This is a genomic window from Corynebacterium genitalium ATCC 33030 (genome assembly GCF_000143825.1).
Classification (GTDB): domain Bacteria; phylum Actinomycetota; class Actinomycetes; order Mycobacteriales; family Mycobacteriaceae; genus Corynebacterium; species Corynebacterium genitalium.
Map to the genome: position 1 here is coordinate 665,969 of NZ_CM000961.1, position 18,395 is coordinate 684,363.

The following is an 18,395-nucleotide window of genomic DNA, read 5'->3' on the forward strand; positions in this document are numbered from 1 at the left end:
CAGGCTGACGGGAAAGTCGCAGCTTGAGAGCTTTTTGCTTATCGACGTGCGCGACCAGCCTGACAGTCGTCCGACTTTTGACTAACAATTTCGGGGGTAGCGTGACAGCAATCACTTAATGTTTCGCATAATGCGCACGCAACAATTTAAGGCAACCTAGACTGGTGCCATACATCTTCTGTCTACTTGGCTGAAAGGATCTCTGCCCTATGACTACGCCGCAATTCGAGGACCGCACGGAGCGCGTCGAGGTAGCTGGCCTGCAGGTGGCCCGCCCGCTCTATGACTTTGTCAACGACACTCTGCTGCCGGAGATCAAGCCCGAAACGAACCTGGACGCGGAGAAGTTCTGGGCCGATGTCGCGCAGTACTTCGCGGACCTGGCTCCGAAGAACAAGGCGTTGCTGGCCCGCCGCGACGAGCTGCAGGTCACCATGGATGACTACTACCGCGAGAACCCGGGCCAGCCGGACCCGAAGGAGCACGAGGAGTTCCTGCGTTCCATCGGCTACATCGTCGACCAGCCGACTGACGGTGCAATCCGCACCGAGAACGTCGACGACGAGTTCGCTAACGTCGCCGGCCCGCAGCTGGTGGTGCCGATTACGAATGCTCGCTTTGCCATCAACGCCGCGAACGCGCGCTACGGTTCGCTCTACGACGCGCTGTACGGCACCGATGCCATCCCGACCGACGGTGGTGCCGAGCCAGGCAAGGGGTACAACCCGGTTCGCGGCGACCGCGTGATCGAGTGGTCCCGAAACTTCCTCGATGAGGCTGTGCCGCTCGAGGGCGCATCCCACGCCGAGGTCGACTCCTACGAAATCACCGAGTCCGGCGAACTGAAGATCACCGCTGACGGCAACGAGGTCTCCCTGAAGGAGCCGGAGGTCTACATCGGCTACCAGGGTGAGCAGTCTGCTCCGACCGGCATCGTGCTGCGCCACAATGGCCTGCACATCATCATTCAGCTCGACCGCGAGCACCCGGTGGGCAAGACCGACCGCGCTGGTGTTGCTGACGTCGTGCTCGAGTCCGCCGTGACCGCCATCATGGACTTCGAGGACTCTGCCGCCGCTGTCGACGGTGCTGACAAGGCTGCTGCTTACCAGACCTGGTTCGGCCTCAACCGCGGCGACATCTCTGAAACCGTCTCCAAGGGTGACAAGTCCTTCGAGCGCAAGCAGGAAGACGACCTGACCTATACCGCGAAGGACGGCTCCGAGGCCACCCTGCACGGCCGCGCCATGATGCTGTGCCGCAATGTGGGCCACCTGATGACCACCCCGGCCATTCTCTTTAACGGCGAGGAAGTCCCGGAGGGCCTGCTCGACGGCATCATCACTGTTGCCTCCGCTATCCCGGGCCTGCGCAAGGACAACGCGCACGGTAACTCCCGGACGGGTTCTGTGTACGTGGTGAAGCCGAAGCAGCACGGCCCGGAAGAGGTCGCTTTCACTAACGAGATCTTCGACCGCGTCGAGGAGATCCTGAACCTGCCGAAGAACACCGTCAAGGTCGGTGTCATGGACGAGGAGCGCCGCACCTCCGTCAACCTGGACGCGTGCATCATGGAGGCCGCGGACCGCCTGGTGTTCATCAACACCGGCTTCCTGGACCGCACCGGCGATGAGATCCACACCTCCATGCAGGCCGGCCCGATGGTCCGAAAGGCGGACCTGCAGACCGCGCCGTGGAAGCTCGCGTACGAGAACCACAACGTCGACGCAGGTCTGGCGCATGACCTGCCGGGCCGCGCACAGATCGGTAAGGGCATGTGGGCAGAGACCGAGCATATGGCCGCGATGCTGGAGAAGAAGATCGGCCAGCCGCGCGAGGGTGCCAACACCGCTTGGGTCCCCTCCCCGACCGGTGCGACCCTGCACGCTACCCACTACCACCAGGTCAATGTCCACGAGGTGCAGGACGAGCTGCGCGCCGCTGGCCGCCGCGACGCCTACGCTGACCTGCTTACCGTTCCGGTCAACACGGGCGGCGACACCTGGTCCGACGAGGAGAAGCAGCAGGAGCTGGACAACAACTGCCAGTCCATCCTGGGCTACGTGGTCCGCTGGGTTGAGCAGGGCGTCGGTTGCTCGAAGGTGCCGGACATCCACGACGTGGACCTCATGGAGGACCGCGCCACCCTGCGCATTTCTTCCCAGCTCCTTGCGAACTGGCTGGTCCACGGTGTCATCACCGAGGAACAGGTCGTGGAGTCTCTCGAGCGCATGGCGAAGAAGGTCGACGAGCAGAACGCCGGGGACGCCAACTACCTGCCGATGGCCGCCGATTACGACGCTTCTATCGGCTTCCAGGCCGCGAAGGACCTGATCTTCAAGGGCACCGAGTCCCCGGCTGGCTACACCGAGCCGATCCTGCACGCGAAGCGCCGCGAGTTCAAGGCCGCCCACGGGGTTGATTAATCGGGTCTAGATCCGATTGCTAGCGCCGCTACCGTTTCGGTGGCGGCGTTCTAGTCTCCGTAGACCACGCTTCTGTGGCCGACGGTGAAGACCTCAATGGTGACTGTTTCGTCCTTAATGAGTGCGAGAATCCGGTAAGAGCCAACTCGGTAGCGCCATTCCCCGGAGCGGTTCGCTGTCAATGATTTGCCGAATGCGCGCGGGTCAGCGCAGCCGTCGAGGTTGTTTTTGATCCAGGTAGCAAGAATTCGGGCGTCGAATCGGTCCATCTTCTTGAGCTGTTTACGGGCCTTGGCGGTGAGTTCGACTTTGTAGGACATTTGAAGCGTTAGCGCAGCTCGGTGAGCACGTCGTCGATGGTGAAGCGCTCGCCGGAATCGTCGGCGATCGCCTCACGTAGTTCCTGCAGGTCATAAGTATCTTCGATCTTTTCAAGAATGGCGGAGCGGGCGAAATCGGAGATCGTGACGCCGGAGAAGCTCGCGAACTTGCGGACCAGCTCGGCGTCCTCTGCGTTCATGCGGATTGTCATCGTGGCCATGAATACATTGTATTCACTCGGCTTGCGTGAACAAGATTCCCCAGGGCTCTATGTATTCTCTTTAGGGTGCGGCGCTAAGGAGGGCACATGGGGTACACAGTCGGATTCGACCGCGACAAGTACATTGCGATGCAGTCGGAGCAGATTTCGAAGCGTCGTGAAGCAATCGGCGGAAAGCTCTACCTCGAGATGGGCGGCAAGCTTTTCGACGACCACCATGCCTCCCGCGTCCTGCCCGGGTTCACCCCGGACAACAAGATCGCCATGCTCGAAGCGATCAAGGACGAAGTGGAGATCGTCGTCTGCGTCGCCGCGCCTGACCTGGTCCGGCAAAAGGTCCGCGCGGACATCGGCATCACCTACGAGGACGAGGTTTTAAGGCTTATCGACGGCTTCCGCGAGCGCAACTTCCTCGTGGACAACGTCGTGATCACCCAGTACGAAAGCGGCCCTGACCAAGCCGATGCCTTCCGGGACAAGCTGGAGAAACTGGGGTTGACGGTCAATCTGCACCGCGTGATTCCCGGGTACCCGAACGACATTTCGCGGATCGTCTCGGAGGAGGGCTTCGGCCGCAACGACTACGTGGAGACCACCCGCGACGTGGTGGTCATGACCGCGCCGGGCCCGGGCTCCGGCAAGATGGCCACCTGCCTCAGCCAGGTGTATGCCGACAACAGGCGCGGCATTTCCGCTGGCTACGCAAAGTTCGAGACATTCCCTATCTGGAATCTGCCGCTCGAGCACCCGATCAACCTGGCCTATGAGGCAGCGACGGTCGACCTCGACGACATCAACGTCATCGACCAGTACCACCTGGCCGCGTACGGTGAGCAGGTTTCCAGCTACAACCGTGATGTTGACGCGTTCCCTCTGCTCAAAGCGTTGCTGCTCGAGGCGACGGGGACGCAGCCGTACCAGTCCCCCACCGACATGGGCGTGAACATGGCAGGCTACGGCATCTCCGACGACGCCGCCTGCCGGTACGCCGCCAACCAGGAGATCATCCGTCGCTTCCTTGCCGCTCAGGTCGACGCGCGCCGGGGTGATGTGGCTGAGAACGTGCCGGAGCGCGCCGCGAATGTCATGCGCAAGGCAGGGCTGACTGTGGAAGACCGCCCGGTCGTCGGCCCGGCGCTCGCGATTGCTGACACCACGGGCAATCCCGGCGCGGCGCTGGAGCTTCCCGACGGTTCCATCGTCACCGGCAAGACCTCTGACCTGCTCGGACCATCGGCAGCCGTGCTGCTCAACGCCCTGAAAAAGCTCGCCGGCATCGACGACGAAGTGCACCTGCTCTCCCCCGACTCGATCGAGCCGATCCAGACGCTGAAGACGACGTACCTCGGCTCGCGCAACCCTCGCCTGCACACTGACGAGGTGCTCATCGCGCTGTCCGCTTCCGCCTCGGAAGACGACAACGCCCGGCTCGCGCTGGAGCAGCTGCAGTCGCTGCGCGGTTGCGATGCTCACATCACCACCATCTTGGGTTCTGTGGATGAGGGGATCTTCCGCTCGCTCGGTGTGCTGGCAACAACGGAGCCGGAGTACTGGCGCAAAACTCTGTACCACAGGCGTTAACACGCCTGTCCCCCTGAGGGGACAATCCCGCGTTTGATTTCACCGTTCCCCGCTGACTCCATACACTAGTGGTGTGACCAGCAAAATCCTGCTCTACTACCAGTTCCGCCCGATCCCGGACCCGGAGGCGATCCGGCTCTGGCAGCGCGACCTGTGCGAGGGGCTGGGCCTCAACGGCCGGATCATCATCTCCCCTGACGGCATCAACGGCACCGTCGGCGGGGACATCAACGCGTGCAAAGCGTACGTCCGCAAAACCAAGGAATACTTCCGCGGCATCGAGTTCAAGTGGTCCGAGGGCGGCAAGGAGGACTTCCCCAAACTGTCGGTCAAGGTGCGCGACGAAATTGTCACCTTCGGCGTGCCCGAGGAATTGCGTGTCGACGACAACGGGGTCGTCGGCGGAGGCACGCACTTGAAGCCGGAGGAGGTCAATGAGCTCGTCGAAAAGCGTGGCGACGATGTCGTGTTCTTTGACGGCCGCAACGCGTACGAAGCGGAGATCGGCAAGTTCAAAGGCGCTGTCGTGCCCGATGTGGAGACCACCCACGATTTCATCGCGGAGCTCGAGTCAGGCAAATACGACTGGATGAAGGACAAACCAGTCGTGTCCTACTGCACGGGCGGAATTCGCTGCGAAATCCTCTCGTCGCTGATGAAGAACCGCGGGTTCGAAGAGGTCTACCAAATCGACGGCGGCATCGTGCGCTACGGGGAGAAGTACGGAAACTCGGGTCTGTGGGAAGGCTCGCTCTACGTGTTCGACAAGCGCATGCACACAGAGTTCGGCGCGGGTGCGGACGATGACCCGGAGTTTGTGCAGCTCGGCCACTGCGTGCACTGCGGCGCGCCGACGAACCAGCACTACAACTGCGCGAATGAGCCGGAGTGCCGGCAGCAGTACTTGAGCTGCGAAGCGTGCCGGGCTGAGAACCCGTACTGTGCGGAGTGCTCTCAGGGCGCGTAATCGGCGGCGAGCATGCCAACCGTCACCGTGAGCCACAGCATGGTGAACGGGACCAGCGGTAGCCAGAACACGCCCATCCACGGCATCCATCGCTCATAACGGTTGAGCTTGCGCACCATGATCACCGCGCAGCCGAGCAGAGCGGCGACTGGGTAGATGGAGCTCAGGGTGGCCCACCACGTGCGGGCGGCTTGGGAACACAGCCACGTGGCCTCTCCCGCTTCGCACAGCGGACCGCCGACGAGACGGAAGATCAGCGCCAAGAACCCTGCGATGAGGAACGTGCCCGCAACGGATGCGACACCGAACCAGATGGCTTGGCGGGTGGACGCCTGGTTGCGCTCGTTGAGCTGGGCGGGATCGGGTTCGTTTGCAAGCTCATCGAAAGAACGCGGTTCCGGGCGCACCTTGTTGTAGTAGTCGGCCGCTCCATGCAGGTCATTCTCCGGATGGTCCGGGCGGTCAGAGGGCATACTAGGCATAGCCTCCACCCTAGACTCCCCTGCTAGCGCTGCGGAAAAATCACGACGGGCACGGGAGCGTGCTCCAAGAAGTCGGTCGCGCGCGGACCAGCGAAAACACAGTTGGTTGTGGCCGGCCGGGACGCGAGGAAGAGCACGTCGCCCTTCTTCCACTTCTGCGAGTCCACCACGGTGTCCCAGCCGTCGCCGGCGCTGACCCGGGTTTCCACTTCGAAGTTCTTCAGGCCCTGCACGCCGAGCTTCTCGGCCATGTCCGAGACGACATCACGGGCCCGGTCGAGGAGGGCCAAGGATGTCTCGTTCCATTCGTCGATAAACGCGCGGTGGGGTGCGATCTGCTCGTTGTAGTCGTAGGTTTCCTCCGGGGAGAACGCCATGATGCGCAGATCGACGTCGAGGATCATCGCGATGGCGGCGGCGCTGGCAATGCCGGTGTTCGCGGCTTCATCGTTCTCATCGAGGAACGCGAAGTTGACCCGCGTGATGCCCTTCTTCGACAACTTCACCGCGCGCGGCGCCAACCCGACGGAGACCGGCGACGAGTGCATGAGCGCGTCCGCGGTGGACGTGGCCTTGAACCGTCCTTTGGCTGCCTTCGGTTTGGAACCGACTAGAACAAGATCGGCGTGAAAACGCTCGACCTCTTGCGTGAGCAGCTCGTAGCGCGGGGAGCCGTCGCGGAATACTGCGTAGTCCTCGTCCCACGCACCGCGCGGGACGTGTTCCTTGAGCGCTTCCCGGATTGCACCGCTGCGCTTCTCCTCAATCTCTTTAAGCCACTTCTTGTACTTCTTGCTGGTCTTGTTGCGCAGATGCGACCAGGGCTGCTTCTCGGTGGAAATCACCCGGATCTGTGCAGGCATGGTGCGCGCAAGCCAGCCAGCGAAGTGCACCGCCTCTTCCCCGGATTGATCCCAGCCCACAGCGATGCGCAAAGGGCGCTCCGGACCGACAGAGGTTAGGAGCTCAGGAGTGAGGGGTAAAGGATTCATAATGGCGCGCGAAAGAAAGGGATACCGTTAACGGAATACTAACGGTTCCCTAACTTTACATGTCTGCGAGGGGGTGTCGCGCGCCGTTGCGCCTGTTCGGCTACTCGACGTTGCCGGTGTTGTAGCTGTCGGCCAATGGGCCCAGGATGCGCGAGGCTTGCTGGAGCAGCGGAAGCAGCTCGTTGTCAAGCGTGCCAATCATCTCCGCGACGTACTTCACGCGCTCGTCGGAGACGCGCTCGTATTCCTTAATGCCTGTATCGGTCATCTCCACACGCACACCGCGGCGGTCGTTCTCGTCGCGCACGCGATGGATGAGGTTGCGCTGTTCCAGCTGGTGCAGGGTATTCGATGCCGTCGGCATGCGGATTCCCTCGTCGGCGGCGAGCTGACTAATGCGCATCGGGCCGGACTCGATGAGCCGTTCCAAAATGGAAAGCTGCGGCCCGGTCAGGTCAGACTGCTCGGAAATGCGGAAATAAGCGACGTAAAGCTTGGTGAGAAAAGGGCGGACATCCTTTGCGATTGCATAGGCGTCTTCGGGATTAATTTGTGACATGCGCTCGAGTGTAGAGGTAGTTGTACAAACAAACGAATATCCGATCGTCCTCAAGGTTGTTGTCTCTGTCACATTTTCGCCGCCGGTGGGGACGGATAAACTCAGCGTAATGTTCCGTTTCGAAGGAGAGGTCTCGCACGAGTGGGAGCGGCGCGCGGTGCTGCGCGACTTTCAGGCTGGTCGCGTGCAGCGCGAGGAGCTTTGCGACGCCGATTTTCTCCTCAAGGCCGCCGGCCGACACCACGGAGTCGACTCTGCCCGACCGTGTCCTATCTGCGAAGCAGTGATGCGGGAGGTCCTGTGGATTTACGGGGATAACGTGGGTCGCCGCTCCGGAACAGCACGCAGTATTGATGAGATTGACGGCATAGTCGCAGAGGTCGGCCCCGTCACCGTTCACCGCGTGGAGGTCTGCGAGCGCTGCGGTTGGAACCACTTGCTGACCGAATCCCAGGCCGTCCCCGAGCTGTGAATCGCGAATGAAGACGGGGGGGATACTGGGTGTTTTGTTGGTTGAGCAAGTACCCTGTCCTAGAGGTTTAAAGATTAGGCAGGGACACCCCATTGGCACGAGACACTGAATCCACCGGTAAGAAGCCGGAGCCCAAGAAGCCGACGCAGAAGATGTCGGCCGATAAGGCGACGGCAGATAAGGCGAGTAGTAAGCCCGGCGCTAAGACGGGCACGAAGCCGTCCGAGAAAGACTCCAGCACCCGTGTGACCAAGAAGAAGCGTCGCCGCGGGCAGTGGCTGGCAGCCCTGGCGTTGGCCGTTGTGTTGCTTCTGCTTGTGCCGCTGACGATCTTCGGTGTCAACTACGCCAAGGCGGACCTGCCTCAGCCGGGCGAGATTGACACCCCCCAGATCTCCACCATCTTCTACAACGACGGCCAGAAAGAGCTGGCCCGCCTTGTCCCGCCGGAAGGCAACCGTGAGCAGATCGCGTTGGACCAAGTGCCGGAGCATGTGCAGAACGCTGTCTTCGCCGCTGAGGACCGCGATTTCTGGGACAACTCCGGATTCTCCTTCACCGGTTTCGGCCGCGCCTTGCTCGGCCAGCTGACGGGTAATGACTCTGCTGGTGGTGGTTCAACGATCACCCAGCAGTACGTCAAGAACACCATCGTGGGTAATGAGCGTTCTTATACCCGTAAGTTCAATGAGCTGGTCTACTCCATCAAGATGACCAGGAACTGGTCCAAGGAAGAGATCCTCACCGGATACCTGAACACCATTTACTTCGGCCGCAACGCCTACGGTATTGAAGCCGCCGCCCACGCCTACTTCAGCAAACCAGCCGCCGAACTGTCGGTCGAAGAGGGCGCTTTGCTTGCTGGCCTGATTCAGCTGCCCAGCCAGCTTGACCCGTGGAACAACCCGGACGAGGCGCAGAACCGCTGGGACTACGTGCTCGACGGCATGGTGGATCAGGGCTGGCTCAGCGCGGACGAACGCGCCGGGGCCCAGTTCCCGGACACGCGCGACCCGGAGACGTACTCCGCCTACACGGAGGCCACCGGCCCGAACGGTCTGATCAAGAACCAGGTGATCAGGGAGCTCGAGCAGATCGGTATTTCTGAGGCGGACGTGACCAACCGCGGCCTGCAGATCAAGACCACCATCGACCCGCATGTCCAGCAGCAGATCCTCGATACGGCTGAGACGCAAATGGCGACGCTGCAGGAGGATGCCCGTACCGGTGTCGTGGCGATCGACCCGAAGAACGGTGAAGTGCGCGGCTACTATGGTGGCGACGATCCATCCGGTTGGGACTATGCCGACGCTGGCCTGCAGACCGGTTCGACATTCAAGATCTTCGGTCTTGCGGCTGCGCTGCAGCAGGGCATCCCGCTGTCGGCGCCGTACGACTCCTCCCCCGTCACCGTCGGTAGCGCCTACATCACCAACTCCGGTGGCGGTGGCGGCGGCATGACCTCCATGGCTGACGCGCTGAAGAACTCCTACAACACCTCTTTCATCCGCATTCAGTCCGACCTGGACGACACCACCAACGACACCAAGGAAATGGCGCACGCGCTGGGTGTCGCCCGCCAGCTGCCGAATGTCCCGGAAACGTTGACCGAGCACGGTGAGCAACCACTCGACGGCATCATTCTGGGCCAGTACCAGTCCCGCGTTCTGGACATGGCCACGGGTGTGTCCACTCTGATTAACCGTGGTGTGTGGCACCCGACGCACTTCGTCCAGCAAGTCACCTCCGCCGATGGCGAAGTGCTCTACGAGTTTGATCCGGAGTACAAAGAACGCCGCGTGAACTCCCAGGTGGCAGACAACGTCGTCCAGGCGATGCAGCCGGTCGCTGGCTGGTCCCATGCGGCCCTGGCCGGCGGCCGCCCGTCGGCGGCAAAGACCGGTACCGTCCAGCTGGGCAACACTGGCCTGTCCAAGGACGCCTGGATGGTCGGCGGCACCCCAGAACTCTCCGTCGCGGTGTGGGTTGGTACAGCCGACAACACCACGGCCATCTACAACTCTTACGGCGGCACGATGTTCGGTGCGCAGGCCCCTGCCCAGATTTGGAAGGGCGTGCTCGACGGCGCGCTCGACGGCAAAGAATACGGCCAGTTCCCCGACGCCAAGCCAATCAATTGGGGAGTTGACCCCTACTCCGGCGGCACCTACGGCGGACAAAAGGGCTACTCCAGCCAGGATACCTCGTACAACTACAGCCAGCCTTCGCAGCAGCGGTCCGCTGCACCCGAGCCACAAGCACCGGCGGCATCGGCCCCGCCGCCTGCCCCGGCACCGGCCCCGGCCCCGCCGCAAGCGCCAGAACCGGCACCGGAGCCACCGCCGAGCTTGGGTGAGATTCTCGACGAACTGGTCCAGTAAGGGGGGCGAGGTGAGCGTCGATAAGCGTCGCGCTGTGTGGGCGAACGCCGCTGACCGCGTGCAACCCGGAAAAACGGAGCCGGTTGCGCGCGGGGTCGTGGAAACCTTGGGCGGCCCCATGGGCCGTTTCGCGCAGATTGGCCGTGGCCGTTGGTGGACACCCCTGCGTGCCATCATGTCGGTGGCCTGGGTTTTCATGGCGCTCGGTGCACTGAGCAAGTCCAACTGTGCGCGCGGCAAGCTTGTCGACGGCTCCCTGCAACTCAACTGGGACGGCAACCGCCAATACACCTCTTTCTGCTACAACGACATCGTTCCCCTCTACGGCGGGCGCGGCCTTGACCAGCCAGGATTCGTTTACGACTACTCCTGGCAGGAAGGCGACCTCACCCGGTACATGGAGTACCCGGTACTGGGCGGACTGTTTCAAGGCGCGATGGGCTGGCTCTCTCGCAACACCTATCCCCTGGTCAGCTGGGCACTGCCGGATTCCGGTTGGTACTTCTACGTCACCGCATTCGTCATGGCGGTCATCTGGGTCTTCACCGCCCGCATGGTGGCCGAGCTGGCAGGTAACCGCATTTGGGACACCATGTTGGTGGTGGTCTCTCCCCTGCTCATCATGCACGCCTTCACCAACTGGGACATTCCCTCCATCGCGTTCATGGTCGGGGCCTTGCTGGCCGCCCGGAACAAGAAGTTCTGGCTCGCGGGAGTGCTCATCGGGCTGGGCACGGCGTTCAAGATGTGGCCGCTGTTCCTGCTGGGTGCCTACCTGGTCATTGCGCTACGCAAGAAGAAGGCCATGCCGTTCGTGCAGATGCTGGTAGCCACGGTGGTGTCGTGGCTGGTAGTCAACGTGCCAATCATGCTGTACAACTACGACGCCTGGCACGAGTTCCAGCGCCTGAACACCGAGCGCGGCTGGGAGTGGACCACGATCTACGCCGTGGCCTCCCGCGCCTTCGGGTGGAACGGCTTCGATTCCGGCGACGGCGCGCCGGTGATCCTCAACGCGGTCACCCTCGTGCTTTTCCTAGCAGGCTGTCTATTCGTTCTCGTCGCGGGATTAATGGCACCACAGACTCCGCGCGTCGCGGAACTGTTCGTGCTCATCGTTGGCTTCTTTCTGCTGTTCAATAAGGTGTGGAGCCCCCAGTACTCGCTGTGGCTTGTCATTCCGGCAGTGCTCGCACTCCCCCACTGGCGCCTGTTGCTGTCGTGGATGACGGTGGACATGTTGGTCTGGCCGATCCTCATGTGGCACATGATGGGCACCGACAACCTCGGGTTGCCCGGTGGGATGCTCAACCTCATTGTGGTCACGCGCGACGGTCTGATCATCGCGATCATGGTGCTCACCGTCATGCAGATGTACGGTCGCCGCCGCGACAAGGTGCGCGACGCCCACTTCGGGTGCGACCCGCTGCTGACCACACCCGCGGACTGGGAGGAGGCGAAAAAGACGTGGGAACCGCAACAATCCTCGGAATCTGCTCGATCTTCATCGGGTTCGGACTCTTTGCAGGGTGTTTCTTCGCAGTCGTGAAGAAGAAGCCGATGGCGCTCTCTGTCGCCTTAGGTCTCGCGGCGTTCATCTTCATGACGTTCGTGCCGGTCTTCCTGGCGGTGTTCATCGCAGCGCCCAACGCTGGCAGTTAACTGCCAGAAACCTTCTGTAGGGTGGAAACCATGAACATTAAGAGGGTTTCCGCTGCCATCGCTGCCTCCGCTTTGTCCCTCTCCGCGCTCACTGCGTGCGGTGAGACGGACGACGGCACCACCGGTACCGACGCCGGAGCCGAATCCACGGTGGCCGAAGAGGTTGAGACCGAAGGCGACGATCAAGTTCAGCAAGACGACGTAGCCGGCGATGATGACGCGGACGACGCAGACGACGCAGACGATGCCGATGATGGTGACGACGCTGCTGGTCGTGAACTGCCGAAGGAAGTGACTGGTTACACCCCAGAGGCGGAGTCTGAAATGGCTGACGAAGGCCTCAGCGCAGCTGATGTCGAGCGTGCCCTCGCCGCCGCCAACGATAATGAGCCCGGTGTGGAGACCAGGTGGGAAGACGACGGGTTCTGGGAAATCGCCTCCGGTGAGATCGACATCGATATCGACCCCCAGGGTCTGGTCCTCGACGTAGACAAAGACGACTAGTTAGCGCCGCACGTTTCCTAGCGCCGCAGATACGCCGCATTCTGATTTCTTCGCGGTGAGCTGCTGGGGTACGCTGGTGAGGTTGCTTGACGCAACGACCCTCCTGCCACCGTTAAAGGACGGTGGCCGAAACCATAGAAACGACCATAGGAGGTGATGAGGTCCGTGCGTCACTACGAAGTAATGATCATTCTCGACCCGAGTCAGGATGAGCGCACCGTTGCCCCGTCCCTGGACAAGTTCCTCGATATTGTCCGCCAGGATAACGGCAAGGTGGAAAACGTCGATGTATGGGGCAAGCGCCGTCTTGCATACCCCATCGACAAGAAGGAAGAAGGCGTCTACGTCGTAGTCAACCTCGACTGCGCAGCCGAGACCGTCCAGGAGCTCGACCGCCGTCTGAACCTGAACGACACCATTATGCGAACCAAGGTTCTGCGCACCGATAGCAAGTAAGCGCCGAACGTGAACGGGTAATCCCAGCTCAGGGTTTGTGTCCGGGGCGGACTATAGACTGGTTCGTGCAAGGACAACCCATTCCCGCTCATTCATTCAAGGTTTCAAGGTAAGGACGAAAGAACATGGCACAAGGCGACACTCCTATCACCGTCGTTGGCAACTTGGTTGCGGACCCTGAACTGCGGTTCACCCCGCAGGGCTTGGCAGTAGCCAACTTCCGCATTGCATCCACTCCGCGTACCTACAACAGGGACACGAACCAGTGGGAAGACGGCGAAGCTTTGTTCCTCACCTGCAACGTGTGGCGGAGCGTCGCCGAGAACGTCGCTGAGTCCCTGACAAAGGGCATGCGCGTGATCGTCAACGGCCGCCTCAAGCAGCGTTCTTACCAGAACCGCGAAGGTGAAAACCGCACCGTGTTCGAGGTCGAGGTCGACGAAGTCGGCCCGTCCCTGCGCTACGCCAGCGCCAGCGTCAACCGTAACCCGCGTGAGGGCGGGAACCAGGGTGGCGGCGGCTTCGGCGGCAACCAGGGCGGCAGCTTTGGTAACTCCCAGGGCGGCCAGAACGCCCAGAACACCGGTGGCTTTGGTAACTCCCAGGGCAACCAGGGTGGCCAGAACAGCCAGTCCAACAACCAGCCCGCGAATGATCCGTGGAATTCTGCTCCCCCCGCCGGCGGTTTCGGCGGCATGGACGATGAGCCCCCGTTCTAAAGCAATCGACAAACATCAACTTTCAAACGAAAGGTAAGGATTATGAAGCTGATCCTCACCGCTGCCGTTGAGAACCTTGGTGAGCCCGGCGATATTGTCGAGGTCAAGGACGGCTACGGACGTAACCTTCTGCTTCCGCGCGGCCTGGCCATCCCGGCCTCCCGCGGCGCTGAGAAGCAGATTGAGGACATCAAGCGCGCACAGGAGCAGCGTTCCGTGCGCGACCTGGACCACGCTAAGGAGCTGCGTGACCAGCTCGACCAGCTGCAGGGCGTCACCGTGAAGGTGCGCACCGCTGAGAACGGCAAGCTCTTCGGTTCGGTCAAGCCGGCCGACATCGTCGATGCCGTTGAGGCTGCAGGCGGCCCGGCGCTGGACAAGCGCCGCGTTGACATGCCGAAGGGTCTGGTCACCAGCACCGGCGGCTACCAGGTCAAGGTCAAGCTCCACGATGACGTGGAGGGCAAGGTGAACTTCGAGGTCGTGGGCGCGTAACACACGCCTAACGGCGATTGCTCTATAACAAGCAATCCAACGACAACAGCACGAAGGGCGCGGGCCCCGCTTGTGAGGAGTGGGGCCCGCGCCCTTCTTCTTCTTGCTTTGTTCCTGTTTGTGCGCGGGTTAGCGCAGCCCGGCTGGGAGTGGCAGCGAGGCGTCAATCAGCTCAAACGGCCCAACACCGCCGGAGATGACTCCCACAATGTAGGCGCGGCCGTCGCGGCCGGTGATCCACACCGGGGCACCGGAATCGCCCGTGAAGTTCAGCAGGAGAGCCACGATCTCACCAGTGTGAACGTTGGTGGACACCACAGGACCGCAGGTCCTGCTAGAGCGCGCGCCATCCTTGCAGACAATCTGGCCCGGTGCCACGGCGCTGACCGGAAGGCGTCCACCGATGGCGCGATCCGGGTTAATGGACCGAGCGAACTGTGTGAGGTTGTGGTCCATGCCAGAGTCGAGCCCCAACGTGAGGTTCCCACCGCGCGTCTTGCCGGCATCAGTAACGTGCGGGTCGAGGCGGAACCAGCTGTAGTCACGGAACGAGTCGGATGTGAAGCCCTTCAACCCGACGTTCAGGCCGCCCTGATCGAAGACATACCCGGAATCCGCCATGTTGGAGGCAATGACTGCGCCGTCGGATGAGTAGACACGGATAGGACGGCCACCATCGATGGGCATGAGGCAATGCCCGGCCGTGATCCCGTACTTCGCGCCGTCCCGGTGCGCCACGGAGTTGAGGGAGCACAGTGCTTTAGCCCCGTTACTGTAATGGATCTCGATCTTATCGCCGGCATAAACCGGTGCTGCGGAGGCGGGGGCAACGCCGCACGCAACGGCGACCACTGTGGCCATCGCGGAGATTACCGCGCGGCGGAAACGGGAAAAACGGGAGGTCATAGCAGCACAATAGCAGGTGGTTCCAGCAATCAAGCGCCGCATAACAATCTGGTGTCCACACTGCCTGTGGATAACTAGTGGAAAAGTCCAGTCCAATGAGAGAAATTTACGCGGAGGAGAGCGGTTTATAGCACTTTGGTTACCTTGTCAAATGTGCTGGTGGTCGAGTTATTCACTGTTCGTGGAAGACGCATGACGCGGAATGTATCGGGGTTAAGCAGTCACGATGGGCGAATCTGTGAAAAAGTAACTGAATATTCCACAGAGATTCCACAGCCGTGGGAGGCATGTGGGTCACGAATCAGGGAATAACGGGCTTATTCCACAAGGACCTGTGGATAACTCCAGCGTGATGAGTCCACAAGAGTGGTCCGCTCGTGCCCCGGCGGGGTAGCATCACTTCGATGACTGGAGGGAGTTCACGATGACTGCAGGCAATGTCGCTGGAGGGGACAGCTTCGACGACCGGTTTGAGGACCTTGTTCCTCCGCCGCCTGAGCCGGAGGACGGCGGCGGGTACAGGAGCAACCGTCGCAACGGCCGCGGCTTCACGTCTGAGCGCGAGGACTTGAGCGAGTACCGCCAGCCCCCGCATGACCGGAAAGCCGAGCAGGGTGTGATTGGTGCGATGCTGCTCAGCCCCAATACCGTCACCGATGTGATTGAGGAGCTGCGGGAGGAGGACTTCTACTTCCCGGCCCACCAACTGATTTATCAGGCGATTCTGGACCTGTACTCCCAAGGCTCGCAGATTGACGTCCTCATTGTCTCCGGCCGTCTTGACCGGATGGGACAGCTCGAGCGTGCTGGGGGAGCGCCGTACCTGCACACCTTGATCTCCGAGGTTCCCACCTCTGCCAACGCGCGCTACTACGCAGACATAGTTGCCGAGAAGTCCACGTTGCGCCAGCTTGTGGACGCGGGAACACGTGTTGCCCAGCTCGGCTACGACGGCGGCGAGGGCATGGAGATCGAGGCTCTGGTGGATCGCGCGCAACAGGAGATCTTCGCCGTCGCGCAGACCAAGACGGGGGAGGACTACCAGGCACTCGCTGAGCTGCTCAAGCCTACTGTCGACGAGCTTGCTGCTTATGAAAAAGACGGCGGCCTCGCTGCCGGCGTGCCGACGGGCTTCCTCGATCTCGACCGGCTGACAAATGGCCTCCATGCCGGTCAGATGATCATTATCGCGGCCCGTCCTGGTGTGGGTAAGTCGACCCTCGCCCTGGATTTCGTGCGGTCCTGCTCGATCCACAACGACCTGACCTCGGTGATCTTCTCGCTGGAGATGAGCGCCTCCGAGATTGTGATGCGCCTGCTGTCTGCGGAGACCGAGATCAAGCTCTCCGCGATGCGTTCGGGCCAGATGGAGGAGTCTGACTGGGAGAAGCTCACCAAACGCCTCCGCGAGATCCAGCAGGCCCCAATTTTCGTCGATGATTCTCCGAACCTGACGATGATGGAGATCCGCTCTAAGGCCCGCCGCCTCAAGCAGCAGCACGGCCTAGACCTCGTGGTGCTGGACTATATGCAGCTGATGAGTTCCGGCCGCAAGGTCGAATCCCGCCAGCAAGAGGTCTCCGAGTTCTCCCGCCAGCTGAAGTTGCTGGCCAAGGAGCTAGAAGTGCCCGTTATCGCCATCTCCCAGCTCAACCGTGGCCCGGAGTCACGCACGGACAAGCGTCCGCAGTTGGCGGACCTGCGTGAATCGGGTTCATTGGAGCAGGACGCGGACATTGTCATGCTGCTGTACCGTCCGGACTCCCAGGACCGCGACAACGAGCGTGCGGGTGAGGCGGACATCATCATCGCCAAGCACCGTGGTGGCCCGATCGACACGATCGCGGTGGCGCACCAGTTGCACTACTCGCGCTTCGTGAACATGGCGCGGGGTTAAGCCGGTTAAGACAGCACTTTCCCGCGCTGTTCGGGCAGGGTGAGCGCAGCGATGCACGCCACGGCGAAGGCGGCTGCGAACACCCCGAACACAGCCGTGGGCCCGCCGAAGCTGAGCACCGGAGGCACAATGAGAGGCGCGATGATCGACCCGATTCGCCCGAACGACGCCCCGGCACCTGTGCCCGTAGCGCGGATCGAGGTTGGGTAGAGCTCCGGGCCGATCGCGTAGAGGGCACCCCACGCACCCAGGTTGAAAAAGGACAGTAAGCAGCCGGCGGCGATGATCTGCAACGGAGCCCCTGCCAAACCATACAAAACGGCGGCGTCAGCAGACCCGGCGAGGAAGACCGATAGAGTGATGCGGCGTCCCCAGACTTCAATAAGCCACGCGGCCGCGGCATAACCGGGAAGCTGCGCGATAGTGATGATGAGGGTGAACGTGAACGACCGCACCAGGGTGAAACCTTGGTCCACCAGCAGCGACGGAATCCAGATGAACGCGCCGTAGTACGACAGCGACACCCCGAACCACACGAGCCAGAACGCGGCAGTGCGCTTGCGCATCGCTGGCCCCCATATCCCGCCGCTGACCTCCGGCTCTGAGTCGCCGGGCGGGGAGTGGTCGATCTCAGAGGTGTCGGCGGCGGCCTCAAAGGTCCGCACGATCTCCTCGGCTTCATCGTGGCGGCCTTTCGATTCAAGGAACCGCACTGACTCGGGCAAGCCCATGCGCACGTAGATGGCATAGAGTGCGGGTACAGATCCGAGGGCGAATCCCCAGCGCCACCCGGTGTCACCCTGGCTGACTACGAAGGTTCCGATCACGGCCGCCATGATCCACCCCACGGCCCAAAACGCTTCGAGCAATACGACCATTCGTCCGCGGCTTTTACGGGGCGCGAACTCGCTGACCAAGGTGGACGCCACGGGTAGCTCCGCACCCAGGCCGAGGCCGACGAGGAACCGGAAGACCATGAGGGAGCCGACAGACCAGGCGAGGGCGGAGGCACCCGTCGCTAAGCCGTAGACCAGCAAAGTGGCCGCGAAGACCTGCCTGCGCCCGATCTTGTCCGCGAGCAGCCCGCCTAGGGATGCCCCGATGGCCATTCCGATGAAACCAATCGACGCGATCCATGACGTCGTGCCCTTATCCAGGTCCCAGTGCACGGCGAGCGCGGCGATGATGAACGACACAAGGCCGACATCCATCGCGTCGAGCGCCCAGCCCAAGCCCGAGCCGACGAGCAGCCGACGGTGCTGGGAAGTGACCGGGAGACGGTCGAGACGCTCGTTGCGGGTCAGAGTATTGTCCATGGGCAGTGAGCATAGCTCCTGCCCGGGCAGGTCAACTAC

The 18,395-nt window shown here is 61.9% G+C and carries 18 protein-coding genes; 11 read left to right on the top strand and 7 right to left on the bottom strand.

Annotated features, from left to right (window positions below):
• Window positions 1–209: 209 nt before the first annotated feature.
• Window positions 210–2,426, top strand: a complete 2,217-nt coding sequence (locus tag HMPREF0291_RS03180; protein ID WP_005287843.1) for a malate synthase G — start codon at window positions 210–212, stop codon at window positions 2,424–2,426.
• A gap of 50 nt (window positions 2,427–2,476) precedes the next feature.
• Here HMPREF0291_RS03180 and HMPREF0291_RS03185 read toward each other — a convergent pair whose 3' ends face one another.
• Complete coding sequence (locus HMPREF0291_RS03185; protein WP_005287846.1) at window positions 2,477–2,746, bottom strand: type II toxin-antitoxin system RelE family toxin; 270 nt, start codon at window positions 2,744–2,746, stop codon at window positions 2,477–2,479.
• Between the two features lie 8 nt (window positions 2,747–2,754).
• Window positions 2,755–2,967, bottom strand: a complete 213-nt coding sequence (gene relB / locus HMPREF0291_RS03190) for a type II toxin-antitoxin system RelB family antitoxin (RefSeq protein ID WP_005287849.1) — start codon at window positions 2,965–2,967, stop codon at window positions 2,755–2,757.
• An 87-nt stretch (window positions 2,968–3,054) separates the two neighbouring features.
• Between relB and HMPREF0291_RS03195 the strand changes: the two genes are divergently transcribed.
• On the top strand, window positions 3,055–4,548 hold the full coding sequence (locus tag HMPREF0291_RS03195; RefSeq protein ID WP_005287852.1) for a DUF1846 domain-containing protein: 1,494 nt from the start codon (window positions 3,055–3,057) through the stop codon (window positions 4,546–4,548).
• 73 nt (window positions 4,549–4,621) lie between these two features.
• Entirely contained in the window at window positions 4,622–5,515 is an 894-nt protein-coding gene (gene trhO / locus HMPREF0291_RS03200) for an oxygen-dependent tRNA uridine(34) hydroxylase TrhO (RefSeq protein ID WP_005287854.1), read from the top strand.
• Here the strand turns inward: trhO and HMPREF0291_RS03205 are convergent.
• The 3 genes from HMPREF0291_RS03205 to HMPREF0291_RS03215 all read right to left on the bottom strand — a co-directional run bounded on the left by HMPREF0291_RS03205 (window position 5,503) and on the right by HMPREF0291_RS03215 (window position 7,548).
• Complete coding sequence (locus HMPREF0291_RS03205) at window positions 5,503–5,988, bottom strand: hypothetical protein (protein WP_005287856.1); 486 nt, start codon at window positions 5,986–5,988, stop codon at window positions 5,503–5,505. The genes trhO and HMPREF0291_RS03205 overlap by 13 nt on opposite strands.
• A 32-nt stretch (window positions 5,989–6,020) precedes the next feature.
• Entirely contained in the window at window positions 6,021–6,989 is a 969-nt protein-coding gene (locus HMPREF0291_RS03210) for a universal stress protein (protein WP_005287859.1), read from the bottom strand.
• Window positions 6,990–7,089: 100 nt separating this feature from the next.
• Window positions 7,090–7,548: a MarR family winged helix-turn-helix transcriptional regulator gene (locus HMPREF0291_RS03215; RefSeq protein ID WP_005287862.1), complete on the bottom strand. Its 459-nt coding sequence runs from the start codon at window positions 7,546–7,548 to the stop codon at window positions 7,090–7,092.
• Window positions 7,549–7,657: 109 nt separating this feature from the next.
• Here HMPREF0291_RS03215 and HMPREF0291_RS03220 point away from each other — a divergent pair, with 109 nt between their 5' ends.
• From HMPREF0291_RS03220 to rplI, 7 genes are all read left to right on the top strand, one after another.
• A complete protein-coding gene (locus HMPREF0291_RS03220) occupies window positions 7,658–8,020 on the top strand; it encodes a DUF5318 family protein (RefSeq protein WP_040423453.1) in 363 nt (120 codons plus the stop codon).
• A gap of 152 nt (window positions 8,021–8,172) precedes the next feature.
• The gene (locus HMPREF0291_RS03225; protein ID WP_050748858.1) at window positions 8,173–10,401 is read left to right on the top strand and encodes a transglycosylase domain-containing protein; all 2,229 of its coding nucleotides are present in this window, start codon (window positions 8,173–8,175) and stop codon (window positions 10,399–10,401) included.
• A 10-nt stretch (window positions 10,402–10,411) separates the two neighbouring features.
• Window positions 10,412–11,950, top strand: coding sequence for a glycosyltransferase family 87 protein (locus HMPREF0291_RS03230; protein ID WP_005287870.1), 1,539 nt, complete (start codon window positions 10,412–10,414; stop codon window positions 11,948–11,950).
• A 143-nt stretch (window positions 11,951–12,093) separates the two neighbouring features.
• Window positions 12,094–12,567, top strand: coding sequence for a hypothetical protein (locus HMPREF0291_RS11210; RefSeq protein ID WP_156774794.1), 474 nt, complete (start codon window positions 12,094–12,096; stop codon window positions 12,565–12,567).
• Between the two features lie 165 nt (window positions 12,568–12,732).
• Window positions 12,733–13,023, top strand: coding sequence for a 30S ribosomal protein S6 (gene rpsF / locus HMPREF0291_RS03245; RefSeq protein ID WP_198002210.1), 291 nt, complete (start codon window positions 12,733–12,735; stop codon window positions 13,021–13,023).
• 125 nt (window positions 13,024–13,148) lie between these two features.
• The gene (locus HMPREF0291_RS03250) at window positions 13,149–13,742 is read left to right on the top strand and encodes a single-stranded DNA-binding protein (protein WP_005287876.1); all 594 of its coding nucleotides are present in this window, start codon (window positions 13,149–13,151) and stop codon (window positions 13,740–13,742) included.
• A gap of 42 nt (window positions 13,743–13,784) precedes the next feature.
• Entirely contained in the window at window positions 13,785–14,237 is a 453-nt protein-coding gene (gene rplI, locus HMPREF0291_RS03255; protein WP_005287879.1) for a 50S ribosomal protein L9, read from the top strand.
• 129 nt (window positions 14,238–14,366) lie between these two features.
• Here rplI and HMPREF0291_RS03260 read toward each other — a convergent pair whose 3' ends face one another.
• On the bottom strand, window positions 14,367–15,143 hold the full coding sequence (locus HMPREF0291_RS03260) for a chymotrypsin family serine protease (protein WP_005287883.1): 777 nt from the start codon (window positions 15,141–15,143) through the stop codon (window positions 14,367–14,369).
• 424 nt (window positions 15,144–15,567) lie between these two features.
• On the opposite strand from HMPREF0291_RS03260, the gene dnaB reads away from it, so the two are divergent.
• A complete protein-coding gene (gene dnaB / locus HMPREF0291_RS03265) occupies window positions 15,568–17,040 on the top strand; it encodes a replicative DNA helicase (RefSeq protein ID WP_005287885.1) in 1,473 nt (490 codons plus the stop codon).
• A 5-nt stretch (window positions 17,041–17,045) separates the two neighbouring features.
• Here the strand turns inward: dnaB and HMPREF0291_RS03270 are convergent, their stop codons facing one another.
• A complete protein-coding gene (locus HMPREF0291_RS03270) occupies window positions 17,046–18,356 on the bottom strand; it encodes an MFS transporter (RefSeq protein ID WP_005287889.1) in 1,311 nt (436 codons plus the stop codon).
• Between the last annotated feature and the right edge of the window lie 39 nt (window positions 18,357–18,395).